Origin of the sequence: Vibrio sp. Vb1755 (assembly GCF_033338635.1) — a bacterium.
Taxonomy (GTDB): domain Bacteria; phylum Pseudomonadota; class Gammaproteobacteria; order Enterobacterales; family Vibrionaceae; genus Vibrio; species Vibrio alginolyticus.
Genome location: NZ_JAWOTA010000012.1, coordinates 69663 through 85844, shown reverse-complemented (window position 1 = coordinate 85844; position 16182 = coordinate 69663). Strand labels below are relative to the sequence as shown.

Below are 16182 nucleotides of genomic sequence, written 5' to 3'. Positions count from 1 at the left end.
AAAATGGTTGAATTAAACAATAGTGATGTTAACGTAATGTAAAATATATTGTATACAATCTACGTTTTCAAGTGTGACTCGGAGCATATTTATGTTGGTCAAGGATGAAACTAAAAAGGAAAGGATCGCTGTGATAGGTGCGGGGATTATTGGCTTATCAATTGGCTTGAAATTGCAGCAGCAAGGTTATCAAGTCACGATTTTTGATCCCAATGGCGTGGGGAATGGATGCTCTAAGGGAAATGCAGGCCATATCGCGACTGAGCAAATCTTCCCTCTTGCAACGCCAGCGCTGCTTCCACAATTACCTAAAATGCTGCTAGATCCCAAAAGTCCGGTTTCGATCCGTTGGCAAGATATTCCAAACACAATCGGGTGGATGATTCGTTTTCTATTACAAACCAAGCCATCAGCCGCGGAGCGGGCAAAAAACGCGATTAAGAGTCTTAACGAGCGGTCAGTGGAAAGTTGGCGTGGCGTGCTTGATTCAATCGGAAAAGCGCATCTAATAAAAATGAATGGTTCATTGCTCACTTTTGAAAACGAGAAACTGTTTCAGAATTATCAAAGCACGCTTAACTCACTGGCTAAAAACGGTGTGGCGTATCAAGTTTGGACACAAGAGGAGATTCGAGAGCGGATACCTGATCTCAGCCATAAGGTTCGTGTCGGCGTCTTTTTTCCCGATACAGGTCATACGCTAGACCCCTATCAGCTCTGTGTTGAGCTAAGTGAAGCTTTTGAAGTTATTGGCGGTAAGGTTTTACAAAAAGATGTATCTGCGTTGGCGAAAAATGGCGAGGTGCTGGTTGAGTCTCAAACGTATTCATTTGACCGAATCATTGTTGCCGCTGGTGTACATTCTAAGCCTTTGATATGGCAGCTAACCGGAGTCAAAGTGCCTATTCAAGCCGAGCGTGGTTATCACCTAATGGTGGATGACAAGCGTGATGTACTGCCATTTCCTATTAGCTCTGCCGATAGAAAATTCATCATGACTCCGATGTCTGGCGGGCTACGCTTGGCAGGCACTGTTGAGTATGCCGATGTAGAATCACCACCCAATATGAAACGTTCAGAAATGCTTTTTCAGTTAGGCGATGAGATGTTTGAATCGGGGTTAAATCCACTCAAGCAAGGAGAAAAGTGGATGGGTAATCGGCCTTCAACAGTCGACTCGTTACCGGTTATTGATAGCATTTGGGATGGAAATGTATTACTGGCATTTGGCCACCAACACCTTGGATTAACTCAAGCGGCGATTACGGCAGATCTCCTTTTAGAGCTTATCGAAGGAAAGCCTACATCGATTGATCTTTCACCTTTTTCACTACAACGATTCGCCTGAGAAATTTAATATTAAATATTGTATAAAATATATTAGATGCTAATGTTAACTTAATTTTAACAAGGCTGGTGTCCAACAGCCGTACTCGGATGCCTCCAGAAAAACAACCAAAAGGAGTAAAACATGTCACGAATGACCAAAGCACCATTGGCGCTGTTGATTTCAGGAATGCTGTTGGGGGCCTCTGCTTATGCTGAAGACAAATTGACGGTCGTATCTTGGGGTGGTGCATTCACCAAGAGCCAAGTGGAGGCATATCATAAGCCTTTCATTAAAAAAACAGGTGTTGAGATCGTATCCGAGGATTTCAGCGGCGGATTAGCCGAAATTAAAGCGCAGGTGGAAGCGAACAATGTGCGCTGGGATTTGGTTTCTCTCGACAAGCCGGACATTGTTCGTGGTTGTGCAGAAGGGCTATTAGAACCAGTGAGCCCAAGTATTTTGCCTCCGGGAGCTGATGGAACACCAGCACAAGAGGATTTCATTGATGGTGCGATTCACGAGTGCGCAATCAATACCATCGTTGTGTCCACAGTATTAGCGGTGAACGAAGAAGCGTTTAAAGGTAAGGCTTTGCCTAGCAAGTTGACCGATCTTTTTGACCTAAAAACTTTTCCAGGTCGACGTGCATTGCAAAAACAACCTCAGGGTAATCTTGAGTGGGCACTATTGGCTGATGGTGTAAAGCCAGAAGAGGTCTACAGCCTGCTCGAAACCGAAGCGGGGCGTGAGCGTGCTTTTGCTAAGTTGGATACGATCAAATCAGAAGTGCTGTGGTGGACAACAGGTGCCCAGCCACCTCAAATGCTTGCAGACAAAGAAGTGGTGATCGCCTCGGCGTTTAACGGCCGAATCCACAATGCCCGTAAAGATGAAGGTCAACCATTTCGGATTATATGGGACCGTCAAATGGGTTACATGAATGGATGGGCGATACCTAAAGGGAGTGAGAACACAAAGCTTGCATTGGACTTTATTGCTTTTTCTTCAGGAACAAAACCATTAGCTGATCAAGCTAAGTACGTTGCCTATGGGCCTACGCGTAAGTCGTCTTCGGCGGAGGTGAACCCAGACATTTTAGCGAACCTTCCTACCGCACCTCAAAACTTCCAAACCGCCTTCCTGATTAACGATGAATGGTGGTCAGACTACGCGGATGAACTAAATGAAGAGTTCAATACCTGGCTGCTTAACTAGGCATTAATTTTTGTATGGGGCCGAGTTTTCATCCATAAGCGAGGTTCCGTACTTTTCCTCAACTGTATTTATGTTTTCGGAGAAATGATGAAAGTCATCGAAGCACAGCAAGTCGCGCAATGTTTAACAATGAAGTCTCTTATTGAAACGATGCGTGAAATGTACTCGCGGCCAGCAACAATACCTCAACGCCGAGTCATGCCCTTAGAAGAGGGAGAATACGAGGCGTTTGCGCTACTTCCAGCTTGGAACCAGGAGTTGATTGCGGTGAAAGCCTTTACGTATTTCCCGCATAATCCCGAGCAAGGCAAAGATACGCTTGCATCTAAGCTGCTTGTTTTCAGACGAAACGATGGTGAGCCGCTCGCACTCGTGGACGGTAAAGTTTTAACGTTTTGGCGCACCGCCGCAGCTTCTGCGTTGGCAGCTGACTATTTGGCGCGTCCCGATGCTGATCGTCTGTTGATCTGCGGAACGGGCAATCTTGCGCCTTATTTTGCGTGGGCATACGCTGCGGTTCGCCCACTTAAGCAGGTTTATATTTGGGGGCGTAACTCAGATAAAGCCGAGGCGACGGTAGATGCCATTGTGTCATCTTCAGAGTATCAGTCGCTTCCTGATGAGCGTCGGTTCCGTGTTTCAGTCGTAGAAAAAGTGGACCACGTTATCAAACATGTTGACATCATCAGCTGTATTACTGCATCAGCAGAGCCTTTGTTTAATGGCGCAGACGTGCAGCAGGGCACCCATATTGATTTGGTCGGTAATCATGACTTGGACAAGCGTGAATGCGACTCCGAAGCAGTGCAACGAGCACAGGTGTATGTTGATAGCCGTATTAATGTATTAGCCGAAGCGGGCGATCTTCTCATTCCAATTCAAGAGGGCGTGTTCACTTCAGACGATATCAAAGGGGAATTACCGCAGCTTTGCGTCCAACAAATCTCAGGACGTCAAAACGATGAGGTCATTACTTTATACAAATCAGTTGGCAGTGCTTTGGCTGATTTGGCCGCTGTAAAGGCGGTGTTGTTAGAAAATGGCATAGATAGCCATGTCTGAGCATTTTCGCTCGTTCATTTAAATTGCATACAATATACATATAAGGAAAGTAGTTCATGAAAATTGATTGGAAAGGTGTTTATCCGGCGGTCAGTACGCAATTTCGTCAAGATCAGTCAATCGACTTAGACGCAACGCAAACCGTTATAGATAACCAAATTAAAGATGGTGTGAATGGTATTATCTGCCTGGGTACCGTCGGTGAGAACTGCGCGTTGTACCCGGAGGAGAAACGCCAGGTCTTGCAAGCGGCAAAAGAAGTCGTAAATGGTCGTGTGCCTTTGATTGCTGGTACAGCAGAGTCTATTACCACAGCAGCTGTTGATTACATGCAGGATGCGTACAAAATTGGTATCGATGGTTGTATGGTGATGCCTGCCATGGTTTACCGCACGTCTGAGAGCGAAACGTTCGAATATTACCGCACACTAGCAGAAGCAACGCCAGAAATGCCAATCATGATTTACAACAACCCGGTTGCTTATGGTGTCGATGTAAACCTCGACATCATGGCGAAACTGGCTGAGTTTGAAAGTATTGTAGCTATCAAAGAGTCGACCACTGATACTCGTCGTATCACCGAGCTTTACAATAAATTTGATGACCGCTTTACCGTGTTCAGTGGTGTTGATGACATCGCTCTTGAATCATTGATGCTAGGTGCGACCGGCTGGATTTCTGGTTTAACCAACGCATTCCCAGAAGAGTCCGTTGCGATTTATAAACTGGCAAGCCAAGGTCGTTATGCTGAAGCGTTAGAGATCTACCGTTGGTTCTTACCCCTACTGCGTTTAGACACCATTCCTACGCTGGTTCAGTGCATAAAATTGGCCGAGCAAGTCTGCGGACGTGGCTCTGAACAAGTTCGTGCGCCACGCCAACTCTTACAAGGTGAAGAGCGTCAACAAGTCATTCAAATGGTTGAACATGCGTTAGAAACCCGCTTAGACCTATCCAAATACAATCTGTAATTGTGCTGTTTAGTAGAGCGTTAACTGACGCTCTACTCATTCGTAATATTCAAAAAATGAGAAGAGGGAAGTCATGAGCACGGAAAACAAGGACTATGTCAGCTTTCAACACGTTAAGAAAACCTACGATGGCACGAATTTGGTGGTGAAAGACTTCAACTTAGATATTGCTCCTGGAGAATTTGTTACTATGTTGGGGCCGTCAGGATCGGGCAAGACCACTTGCTTGATGATGCTAGCAGGCTTTGAAACTGCGACCGGTGGAGACATTTATATCGATGGCGTTCCTGTCAATCATCTCGCGCCGCACAAGCGCGATATTGGTATGGTGTTTCAAAACTATGCGTTGTTTCCACATATGACCATTGCTGAGAATCTTGCGTTTCCTTTAAAGGTGCGAAAACTCGACAGTGACACGATTCAAAGCAAAGTTCAGAGTGTATTAGAAATGGTCGAGCTTGAGCATGTTGCGACTCGATACCCGAAGCAGTTATCAGGTGGTCAACAACAGCGTGTTGCGTTAGCGCGAGCATTAGTGTTTGAGCCTAAACTCGTATTGATGGATGAACCACTAGGCGCGTTAGATAAGCAGCTGCGTGAGCAAATGCAGATGGAAATTAAACATTTGCATGAAAAGCTTGGCATTACCATTTTGTATGTGACGCACGATCAAGACGAAGCTCTCACTATGTCCGACCGTATTGCGGTTTTTAATCACGGTGAAGTGCAACAACTCGCGACATCAACCGAGCTTTATGAATCTCCGAGTAATACGTTTGTTGCGCAGTTTATCGGAGAAAACAACCAACTCTCAGGTTTAGTCAAAGAGTGGAACGGAAAGTATTGCCAAGTGCTCGTTGGGAAAGAGTTATTTACTGCGAAACCTGTCAGAGTCTCTGAGCAAGGGCAGAGAACAACACTTTCCATTCGACCAGAAAAGATTGTTATTCAACCAGAGAAAGCGTCTTGCGAGAACCAAGTCTCGGGCGTCCTACGAGAATTGATTTATCACGGTGATCATTATCGTCTGGTCGTCGAAGTAGAGAGCGTTGGTCACTTCATCGTTAAAGTACCTAACGATAATCGTAAACACTTGCAGTTAACGCCTGGCTCAATTTGTCGTATTGGTTGGCAAAGTGACGATTGCCATGCTCTTGATGGGACACAAACTCAAAGTAGCGAGGTAGCAGCATGAGTCGAGAGCTAACCGCATTAGATTCTGTATTGGAAATCGAACGCCAAGTTCATGAGCAAGAAACCAATCTGAAAGCGCAGTTGCAAAAGGCCGAGCGCCGAAAAAAGCTTCGCTCCATTATGCTCACAACGCCATTGGTGTGTTTTATTCTGCTTACGTTTGCTTTTCCTATCCTCGACATGCTTTATCGAAGCGTGGATAACCGAGAAATATCCCTGTCACTACCACAAACTATTCAAGCCTTAGAAAGTTGGGATTATCAAGGTCAGCCTCATCAAGAAGTCATTGAGGCATTCTCTGTTGAGGTACTTGCGCTTTATCAAAGCAAAGAGCTACCGAAAATAGCCAACCGGATGAATATTGAAGAGTCTGGTATGCGCAGTTTACTCATGAAAACCGGCAGAAAGTTGTCTCGTTTGACGTCGCTGCCGAGCTCGGTGACACAACTAGCTAAGCTGGATAAGCGTTGGGCTAATCCTAAATATTGGGCGGCGTTTAAGAATCTTAGTGGCGCATTAACATTCAGTCATTATCTTGCAGCGCTAGACTTGCAAGTGAATGAGTTTGGAGACATTGAGCCCCAACCAGAAAAACGCCAAATATACGTCGACCTTTTCTTTAAAACTTTTTGGATGTCTATTTCAATCACCTTAACTTGTTTGGTGATGGCGTACCCCGTTGCTTACCTGCTTGCCAATTTACCTGATAAGCGCGCGAACTTACTTTTAATTATTGTGCTGCTGCCATTTTGGACATCATTGTTAGTCAGAACCACGTCTTGGATTGTTCTGCTGCAAAACCAAGGGGTCATTAATGATCTCCTTATTTGGTCGGGTTTTACTTCTGAGCGAATTCAGATGATTCACAATACCTTCGGAACGGTGGTGTCTATGGTGCACATTCTGTTGCCTTTTATGATCCTGCCTCTGTATAGCGTAATGAAAGGAATTAGCCCAACTTATTTCCGAGCCGCTCGTTCTCTAGGCGCGACGCCTTTCATTGCGTTCATCAAAGTTTATATGCCGCTTACGTTACCGGGTATAGGTGCGGGGGCCTTGCTTACTTTCATTCTTTCTATTGGCTTCTACATTACGCCCGCTTTGGTTGGTGGAAGAAGCGGACAGATGATCTCCAATATGATTGCCTATCATATGCAGACATCACTGAACTGGGGGATGGCTGGCGCATTGGGTGGACTGCTTTTGTTCGTTGTACTGGTTCTGTTTTATATGTTCAACCGTGTGGTTGGCATTAACAACCTTAAGGTAGGGGGATAACCATGGCATTACCAAACTATGCATCAAAAGTAGAGCGAGTTGCTTACGCAGGTTACTTAGCTTTTTGTGGGGTGGTGCTGTTCTTTTTAATCGCTCCAATTCTGACCATCATCCCGTTATCGTTTAATGCAACGCCTTACTTTACTTTTACCGAGGGGATGTTAAACCTTGACTCGGCAGCGTATTCTACTCGCTGGTATCAAGAAATGTTTACTAGTGATCAGTGGCTGTTGGCGCTGAAAAACAGCACGTTTATTGCTTTTATGGCGACACTCGTTGCAACAGGGCTAGGAACTCTGGCGGCGTTGGGTTTAGCAAGTAGTAACTTGCCTTTTCGCAATACGATTATGGCGCTGTTGATCTCACCCATGATCGTACCAGTCATTATCTCTGCTGCTGCGATGTACTTTTTCTACACACGCTTTGGCTTATCACAAACTTATTTAGGCATCATTTTGGCACACGCTGCGTTAGGTACGCCTTTTGTCGTCATTACCGTTACTGCGACGTTAAGCGGCTTTGACCATAGCTTGGTAAAAGCGGCGGCTAGCTTAGGCGCAAACCCTGTTTATACTTTCAGACACATTACCTTTCCGCTGATTCGTCCGGGGATGATATCTGGCGGCTTGTTTGCTTTTGGCACCTCGTTCGACGAGGTTGTGGTGGCGTTATTCCTGACTGGGGCAGAACAAAAAACCGTTCCGAGGCAGATGTGGTCAGGAATTCGAGAGCAAATTAGTCCGACCATATTGGCGGTCGCTACGTTGTTGATTTTTATGTCGGTGTGTTTGCTCGTGACATTAGAAGTTTTGCGTAGACGTAATGTACGCATTCGAGGCATTCAAGAGTAACCAAACTTTTTCTTTGTTGGTCACTTTGCACTTTTGTTTAGGGGCACCTCAATTTTTGACCAAATGCGCCTCATTGTAGGCGCTTGTCTTTTTTGTGTATCTTCAGCGATGACTGACATATCACTCTGGTAGCTTAATGCCAGCTTGCTCGAAACGTGCCAAAGGCGACTTGTTTGATTGCTGATACCAACTAGCTGGCATGTTTGATTTAAGTCGCGCTTTTTCTTCCTTGCTAATCACAACATAATGCAAAAACGTATCAAGTGTGGTTCCCATCACGTCAAATGTCATTTCCCCATCTTTGCTGATGGCTTTCAATAACCCAACCACGGCTTCCTCGAGGACTAACGGTTCAACCACCGCCTTTTTTCGCTCTTTTATTGATGTTGAAGCGGGCAGTCTTGCACGTGCCGTCTCCCAGCAAACTTTGTTGGTTTTACTGACAAGGTTGTGCTTGTAGCAGTAGTAACTGAATAAAAAGCGTGGCAGATTTTGCCAGCGTTCGGTTTGGACTTCTAACCAAAGGTGTTGTAGCTCAATATCAGCGTCGGTCATAAATATTATGGAAGATTATTAAAGTAGTGGCATTCTAACGTTTCATCAGCGATGCCGTCTATGATTCGGTTACTTCCCATCTTTATGTTGACACTTTGATTTTCAATGAAACAGTGACTTCTTATTACTGTAAATAGTGAGTGATTTGTCCAGTTTCTGACATTAGTGTTTGACTTGGGTAGTAGAGTGTGGGCGTTTTTTGTTTTGAAGCGTCAATATACATCATCACATACTTACGTCTTACTCTTTCTGAAATAAATACTTTTATCAAAGTAACTGTGTGATTTTCATTCAAATAGTATGTGTTTCATGGTGATGAAAATTCTGTTTATTGCGCTACAATCGAGTGTCGTTCGTAGAATGTAGCCTAATGACGAAAACCTTGCGTCTTCTATCTGGCTTTTTGTGTGCTACTTTTTAATAAGTATCTTTTGGGTGGGTTTTTATGTTTGGAGTTAAAAGAAATGCTGCTATCTCTGGCTTGTACCAAGCGAGTGAACTTAAAGCAAAGCTGTTCTCCAAGGATTTGGAAATCTTAAGACTTAGAGCTGAAACTGAGTTTAATAAAGTGCTTGATGAGCTACTAAGAATTAAAGATAACAATTCAAGGCTTCGTGAAAGTGGGCTTATTGATAAGCTTGAGCAAGAGAAGTCTAAATGGAACAGTGATCAGCTCAAAGACATCGAGCAACGTATAAGTAATGTCGAGTTCTGTATTAAGGATTGTGCTTTATATGTCAGCAACATAGAGTCCCAATTCGCTGAGGATAGCGGTTTAGGATATGGTGAACTGAGCAGTCGTTCCCTTGAAGACGAGTTGGAAACACTATCTTTTAGTAAGATCCTTAACGCATCTGCACATGAGTACTTTTATAACTCTAAAGAGTATGAAATGTACCTTGAAAACACACCAAATACCGAATTTTTGCACGCGTTAAAAGAGCAAATTACCGCACTCTTCGACCACAAAGCAGCCTAGAACCTACAAAGTATTCGCCCATTGCCCGATTCCTTCTGCAGGGGCTTTGATTCGCGAATTTTTACCGACCCACTTTGGAGTATACCTAGCCATTTAACGTGCTGGGTATACCCGTTTAACTACACGTTTCTTCTCTAGATCATCTCTATTTTTTAACAAATACGAATTTTAAAAGCTCACTCCGTGTTCCTTCTGGTACCAAAAACTGATACCGCCACATCTATTTGTTAACAAAATGTTTCTTCTTATCTTGCGAGTAGATTATATGGAGATGCTCTTGCAGTAATAAGGGCAGTGGCGATGCAAAAGACGTAATGCATCTAAGGAAAACTCAATATAGAAGAAATTAGATGGAACTGAAGACTTTGAGTGTCGCGATTGCGACAACATTAACCAGCACTGGCGTATTTGCGTTAAGCGAGCCAGTTTCTCAAGTTACAGAGCAACATGCACATTCGGCTCATACACACGGTGTTGAATCCAATCGAGTTGAATACCAACCAACCGCAACTCTCCCTATTCAGCCCTCCAAGGCAACTCGAGTACAGTCACTTGAAAGTCTTGATGAGTCGAGCACTGCTTGTGATTTGGAAGCATTGGTTACCGAAAGCAGTAACCAATTGATCGGCGAAATTTTAAGTCAGGGCGCGACGTGTGTGAACCAGCTATTCTCTGCTGAAAGTCGGATTCAAGAGTCGGTATTTAGCTCCGATCATATGTACAACATTGCGAAGCGTACTACGACATTGGCGAAGGGGTATACAGGTGGCGGGAGCGATGAACTAGAAACGTTGTTCTTATACTTACGCGCGGGTTATTACGCCGAGTTTTACAATGACAACATCTCATTTATTGAATGGGTCACACCAGCGGTGAAAGAATCCGTGGATGCGTTTGTTAATAACGCAAACTTCTATGAGAACAGCGACCGTCACGGCAAAGTGCTTAGTGAAGTCATCATCACTATGGATAGTGTGGGCTTGCAGCACGCGTACTTACCGCAAGTGACCCAGTGGCTTACACGTTGGAATGATCAATACGCCCAGCACTGGTATATGCGCAATGCGGTTAATGGTGTTTTCACTATTTTGTTTGGTGGGCAGTGGAACGAGCAATTTGTGCAAGTAATTGGTAACCAAACAGACCTTGCCAAAGCTTTAGGCGATTTTGCTCTGAGGGCGTCATCAATCGGTGCTGAAGATGAGTTTATGGCCGCGAATGCGGGGCGAGAGCTCGGGCGTCTGACCAAGTATACGGGTAACGCGAGTTCTGTTGTGAAGAGTCAGCTGAGTCGAATCTTTGAACAGTATGAAATGTATGGTCGGGGTGACTCGGTTTGGCTTGCGGCGGCGGACACCGCTTCATATTACGCAGATTGTAGTGAGTTCGGAATTTGTAATTTCGAAACTGAGCTAAAAGGCTTAGTGCTATCGCAAACTTATACTTGTAGTCCAACAATTCGAATATTGTCCCAGAATATGACACAAGAGCAACACGCGGCCGCATGTTCTAAAATGGGTTACGAAGAGGGTTACTTTCATCAGTCATTAGAAACGGGTGAACAACCAGTAAAAGATGACCACAATACTCAGCTTCAAGTCAATATCTTCGATTCAAGCACCGATTATGGTAAGTACGCAGGGCCAATTTTCGATATTAGTACTGACAATGGCGGTATGTACTTGGAGGGCGATCCTTCCCAGCCGGGGAATATTCCCAACTTTATTGCTTATGAAGCCTCTTATGCGAACGCGGATCACTTTGTCTGGAACTTAGAGCACGAATACGTGCATTACTTAGATGGTCGATTTGATCTCTATGGAGGGTTTAGTCATCCAACTGAAAAAATAGTGTGGTGGAGTGAAGGCATTGCAGAGTATGTCGCTCAAGAAAATGACAACCAAGCAGCACTTGAGACGATTCTAGACGGCTCGACATATACCTTAAGTGAGATTTTCGAGACTACTTATGATGGGTTTGATGTCGATCGAATTTATCGTTGGGGGTACTTAGCTGTACGTTTTATGTTTGAAAATCATAAAGATGACGTAAACCAAATGCTGGTGGAAACACGCCAGGGGAATTGGAGCAATTACAAAGCAACGATCACCCAATGGGCGAATTTATATCAAAGTGAGTTTGAGCAGTGGCAGCAAGCCCTTGTCTCAAATGGTGCACCTAATGCAGTCATAACCGCAAACAGTAAGGGGAAAGTCGGTGAAAGCATTACATTTAGCAGTGAAAACAGTACAGACCCAAACGGGAAGATCGTCAGCGTCTTATGGGACTTCGGTGATGGCTCGACAAGTACACAAACCAAGCCGACGCACCAATATGGGAGTGAAGGGGAGTATTCGGTCAGCCTAAGTGTGACAGACAGTGAAGGCTTGACGGCAACCGCCACTCATACTGTTGTTATCTCAGCGTTGGGCGGTAATGACACATTGCCACAAGACTGCGCGGTGCAAAGTAAAGTAAGCGGTGGACGCCTAACAGCAGGAGAGCCCGTTTGCTTGGCAAATCAACAAACCATTTGGCTGAGCGTGCCAGCGGTGAATGAGAGCTCAAATCTGGCGATAACGACGGGAAACGGTACGGGCAACCTAAAGCTTGAATACAGTAACTCTGGTTGGCCGGATGGTACTAATCTTCACGGGTGGTCAGATAATATTGGTAATGGAGAGTGTATTACGTTGTCAAATCAGAGTAACTACTGGGGCTATGTTAAAGTATCTGGTGACTTTGAGAATGCCGCCATCGTCGTTGATTTTGATGCTCAGAAGTGTCGTCAATAGGGCATTTTAACTGCATCATTTTAATTTAATTGATCGCCTCGCTAACATTGCGGGGCGTTTTTGTTTTTCACGCCGTTATCTCTATAAAAAAAACCAGCCCGAAGGCTGGCAAACAAGGAGTTTGAGATGAAAATGAAAACGTTATAAAGCTTGCTGATATCCTATTTCTCAATAAGTTGGGTTGTGCGTTGAAGCCAGTTTTTATCTTGCGTATCAAGAAAAGGGCTAAGTGCTTGATAGACTCGTGAATGGTAATGATTGAGCCAGTCTAGCTCTGCTTGATCTAGCATTGATAAATCAAGGGCGTTGGTCGCAATTGGAGCAAGAGTGATGGTCTCAAAACCGTAAAACGTGCCGAACTCATTTTGTTCTACTTCTACAACTTTAAGAATGTTCTCTATTCTTACCCCGTACTCACCTTCGCGATAAACGCCTGGTTCATTAGTAATGACCATACCCGGTTTTAGTTCAACCTCGTGGTGGCTTTGCGAGAAATTTTGTGGGCCTTCGTGAACATTCAAGCAAATGCCCACGCCGTGTCCAGTGCCGCACTTGTAATCAATACCATGTTGCCATAAGACGCCACGCGCCATGATATCAAGATTGGCACCCGTAGAGCCTTTCATGAATCGAGTCTGAGTCAGTCGGATGACCGCTTTGAGCACCAAGGTATAATCTTTGCGCTGCTTAATGGTCGGTGACCCGAAGTGGAAAGTACGGGTGATGTCTGTTGTCCCGCCAAGGTATTGGCCACCAGAATCGACGAGAAAGAAGTTGCTTTCATTGACTGCCGCATTGCTTTCTTCATCGGCGGCATAATGCATTTTTGCCCCGTGAGCCGCGAAGCCTGCGATAGTGCGGAAACTGTCACTCACATAATGTCGGGTTTGACGGCGATAGTGGTTCAGTTGTGCCTCAGCAGACAATTCTGTAACGAATCCGCTTGGAACTTGCTCTTCTAGCCAGTTCATAAACCTTACGATTGCCACACCATCATCTGTTAATGCCTGCTCTAGGCTGGTTAGTTCGGTCTCATTTTTTATGGCCTTCATTGCCGTTACAGGGCAAGCCATTGGTTTTAGATTCACATTCCGTTCAATCGAACTCACCAATAAGCTGTCTGTGTGGGTAGGGCTAAAAGCGAGCGATAATCCCTCACATTGCTGATTCAAATACTGACTTACGTAGTTGTAATGGCGAATGTGTACACTCTGCTCGGTCAGCGCTCTTTCAACGTCTTGAGGCAGTTTGACCTTATCAATAAACAGTGTCGCAAGTGATTGCTCTACGATTAGATAGGCTTCAGAAACTGGGCAGTAATTCGTATCACCACCTCGAATATTCATTGTCCACATGACATCATCTAGCGTTGACACTAATAAGCTATCTACTTGGTTCTCGGTTAACAAAGAACGGATTCTCGCTAACTTATTTTCTGTGTCAACGCCAGCAAAAGCGGTGGGGTGCTCGAATACGGGTGCACTTGGGCGAGGTGGTCTTTCAAGCCAAATCGGTGTGAGCAAATCTAGGTCGAGAATGATCTTAATGTTTTTCGCTTCAAAGGCTTGTTTGAGGCCTTGATAAAAAGCGTAACTGATGGCGCGCCCGTCAACCGCGACAATACTGTTTTCTGGGAGCGTGGTAGCCAGCCATTTGGCAATTGTCGGCGTTTCTGGTTGTTTGGCTTTAAACAGTTCAAGTCCTGTGCCGTGTAACTGTTCTTCAGCTTGAATATAGTAACGACCATCAGTCCACAGGCCACCACCTTGTTGGGTAATGACGACATCGCCTGCTGAGCCGGTAAAACCTGAAATCCAGCTTCGCGCTAACCAATGATCCGCTGAGTATTCACTGTTATGTGGGTCATTGTTGGTCACGATATATGCAGACACGTTGTGAAAGGACATTGCCTCACGCAATAACGTAAGGCGTTGGTTTACTGAGTTAGTATTGTTCATTAAATGGTTCCTAAAGTCATATTTGAGCAATAGATATGATGCTGCTCCGAGCCTGTTTTTATTGGGTTCTGTTGCCCACATACTTCTGTTGCTTCTGGGCATCGAGTACGAAAAACGCAACCGCTCGGTGGATTAAGTGGAGAAGGAAGGTCGCCGGGCAATAGTTGTATTTCACGGTCACGTGCTAATTGCGGATTAGCTATCGGGACAGCAGATAACAGTGCTTTGGTGTAGGGGTGTTGTGCATCATCAAATACTTTATCGTAACGTCCTACTTCCATAGGTTTACCAAGATACATCACCATAACGCGGTCGCTGATGTGGCGCACCACGCTTAAGTCGTGCGCAATCATCACCAGTGTTAACCCCATTTCTTGTTTAAGATCATCTAGAAGATTGATGACCTGAGCTTGTATGGAGACGTCTAGCGCACTAACGGGTTCATCACACACGACCAAATCTGGATTGAGAATTAATGCTCTGGCAATGCCCACACGCTGGCATTGACCTCCGGAAAATTCATGTGGATAGCGGTTTCGCTGGCTCGCCAAGAGACCCACTTTATCCATCATAGCGATGACACGCTTTTCTACCTCTGCCCGTTTAAGCTTTGGCTCGTGGGTGAGCAGTGGTTCGGCGATGCATTCTGAGATGGTTAACCTCGGATTCAAACAAGCGGATGGGTCTTGAAACACCATCTGAAATTCTCTGCGTCGAGAGGAAAGCTCTTTTTTACTAAACCCGAGCATGTCTTGACCTTTCCAAGTCAACTCGCCATGTGTAGGTTCAATTAAGCGAAGTAAGGCGCGTGCAAGTGTTGATTTTCCGCAGCCTGATTCCCCCACAATGCCAAGTGTCTCACCTCGGTAAACATCTAAGTCGATACCATTGACCGCTTTCACGATTTTACGTCGACTTGGAATAAGATGACGTGAAACAGGAAAGTGGACGTTTAAATCACGAGCAGACATGAGGACTTCTTTTTTATTCATAATGCCTCCTTAAGCTTTTATTTGAATGGGAGTGATAACACTGGGTGCTTTAACGTGACAGGCAATGGACTGGCTCGTGTTTAATGGAGAAAACCGTGGGGTTTCGTATTGGCAACGCGTCTCTCGATGCTCGCACCGCTCTCTAAACGGACACCCTTGATGGTTAATCAACGCACTTGGTGGGTTACCTGGGATGGTTGGTAAACGCGGCATATCTTCAGTGATGGAAGGAATCGCCTTTAGCAGGCCTTGAGTGTAGGGGTGCGCAGGTTGAGCGAACAATGTCTCGGTATCTGATTGCTCCATTTTTTGACCACCATACATGACCAATACGCGATCACACATCTCGGCGACGACGCCCATATCGTGAGTGATCAGTAAAATAGCCGTATTGAACTCTTGTTGTAAGTCTCGTAATAGCGTCAAAATTTGAGCTTGAACGGTTACATCTAACGCGGTGGTTGGTTCGTCTGCAATTAACAACTCGGGCTTACACAACAAGGCCATCGCTATCATGATTCGCTGACGCATTCCGCCAGATAATTCGTGAGGGTATTGATTCATCCTAGTTTCGGGAGAGGGAATACGCACCGCATCCAACATGTGAATCGATTCAATTTTTGCTTGTTTTCGGGTCATTCCTTTATGAATCATGAGAACTTCACAAAGCTGTTTGCCAATTTTCATAAATGGGTTGAGTGACGTCATCGGATCTTGAAAGATCATTCCGATTTTCTCTGCACGGATGCGGTTGAGCTGCTTTTTAGACATCGCGAGTAAATCATCACCGTGGAACATTGCGCTTCCAGACACGGCGCCGTTATCCGCGGTTAACCCCATTAATGCGAAAACAGACTGGCTTTTTCCCGAACCTGATTCCCCAACAATCCCAAGAGTTTCGCCCGCTTTAATCGAGTAGGAGAGATTACTGACCGCTTGCACTTGCCCATCTGGCGTATCGAAGCGCACGTTCATGTTTTCAATAGATAGCATGGGTTTGTC

At 45.1% G+C, this 16182-nt stretch carries 13 protein-coding genes; 9 read left to right on the top strand and 4 right to left on the bottom strand.

Annotated elements, in window-relative coordinates; translation table 11 throughout:
* Positions 1 to 91 precede the first annotated feature (91 nt).
* The 7 genes from R7E00_RS12685 to R7E00_RS12655 all read left to right on the top strand — a co-directional run bounded on the left by R7E00_RS12685 (position 92) and on the right by R7E00_RS12655 (position 7901).
* The gene (locus R7E00_RS12685; protein ID WP_262606110.1) at positions 92 to 1348 is read left to right on the top strand and encodes an NAD(P)/FAD-dependent oxidoreductase; all 1257 of its coding nucleotides are present in this window, start codon (positions 92 to 94) and stop codon (positions 1346 to 1348) included.
* Positions 1349 to 1471: 123 nt separating this feature from the next.
* Complete coding sequence (locus R7E00_RS12680; RefSeq protein WP_132936605.1) at positions 1472 to 2545, top strand: polyamine ABC transporter substrate-binding protein; 1074 nt, start codon at positions 1472 to 1474, stop codon at positions 2543 to 2545.
* 87 nt (positions 2546 to 2632) lie between these two features.
* Entirely contained in the window at positions 2633 to 3607 is a 975-nt protein-coding gene (locus tag R7E00_RS12675) for an ornithine cyclodeaminase family protein (protein ID WP_225466656.1), read from the top strand.
* A 56-nt stretch (positions 3608 to 3663) separates the two neighbouring features.
* Positions 3664 to 4578, top strand: coding sequence for a dihydrodipicolinate synthase family protein (locus R7E00_RS12670; protein ID WP_005377851.1), 915 nt, complete (start codon positions 3664 to 3666; stop codon positions 4576 to 4578).
* A gap of 73 nt (positions 4579 to 4651) precedes the next feature.
* Positions 4652 to 5773 carry an ABC transporter ATP-binding protein gene (locus R7E00_RS12665; RefSeq protein ID WP_262606109.1) on the top strand — a complete coding sequence of 374 codons (1122 nt, stop codon included), beginning with the start codon at positions 4652 to 4654 and terminating at the stop codon, positions 5771 to 5773.
* Positions 5770 to 7050 carry an ABC transporter permease gene (locus tag R7E00_RS12660; RefSeq protein WP_171344740.1) on the top strand — a complete coding sequence of 427 codons (1281 nt, stop codon included), beginning with the start codon at positions 5770 to 5772 and terminating at the stop codon, positions 7048 to 7050. Before R7E00_RS12665 ends, R7E00_RS12660 begins: the two co-directional genes overlap by 4 nt.
* Before the next feature lie 2 nt (positions 7051 to 7052).
* Positions 7053 to 7901 carry an ABC transporter permease gene (locus R7E00_RS12655; protein ID WP_171344739.1) on the top strand — a complete coding sequence of 283 codons (849 nt, stop codon included), beginning with the start codon at positions 7053 to 7055 and terminating at the stop codon, positions 7899 to 7901.
* A 120-nt stretch (positions 7902 to 8021) separates the two neighbouring features.
* Here the strand turns inward: R7E00_RS12655 and R7E00_RS12650 are convergent, their stop codons facing one another.
* Positions 8022 to 8456 (bottom strand): hypothetical protein, encoded by a 435-nt coding sequence (locus tag R7E00_RS12650; protein WP_258457678.1) that lies wholly within the window; start codon positions 8454 to 8456, stop codon positions 8022 to 8024.
* A 445-nt stretch (positions 8457 to 8901) separates the two neighbouring features.
* On the opposite strand from R7E00_RS12650, the gene R7E00_RS12645 reads away from it, so the two are divergent.
* Positions 8902 to 9435 (top strand): hypothetical protein, encoded by a 534-nt coding sequence (locus R7E00_RS12645; RefSeq protein ID WP_054574080.1) that lies wholly within the window; start codon positions 8902 to 8904, stop codon positions 9433 to 9435.
* A 350-nt stretch (positions 9436 to 9785) separates the two neighbouring features.
* On the top strand, positions 9786 to 12230 hold the full coding sequence (locus R7E00_RS12640; RefSeq protein ID WP_262606108.1) for a collagenase: 2445 nt from the start codon (positions 9786 to 9788) through the stop codon (positions 12228 to 12230).
* A gap of 161 nt (positions 12231 to 12391) precedes the next feature.
* Here R7E00_RS12640 and R7E00_RS12635 read toward each other — a convergent pair whose 3' ends face one another.
* The 3 genes from R7E00_RS12635 to R7E00_RS12625 are packed head-to-tail and all read right to left on the bottom strand — an operon-like array spanning position 12392 to position 16173.
* A complete protein-coding gene (locus R7E00_RS12635) occupies positions 12392 to 14188 on the bottom strand; it encodes an aminopeptidase P family protein (protein ID WP_137281919.1) in 1797 nt (598 codons plus the stop codon).
* Complete coding sequence (locus R7E00_RS12630) at positions 14188 to 15180, bottom strand: ABC transporter ATP-binding protein (RefSeq protein ID WP_005388959.1); 993 nt, start codon at positions 15178 to 15180, stop codon at positions 14188 to 14190. Before R7E00_RS12630 ends, R7E00_RS12635 begins: the two co-directional genes overlap by 1 nt.
* 9 nt (positions 15181 to 15189) lie before the next feature.
* The gene (locus R7E00_RS12625) at positions 15190 to 16173 is read right to left on the bottom strand and encodes an ABC transporter ATP-binding protein (protein ID WP_031781271.1); all 984 of its coding nucleotides are present in this window, start codon (positions 16171 to 16173) and stop codon (positions 15190 to 15192) included.
* Between the last annotated feature and the right edge of the window lie 9 nt (positions 16174 to 16182).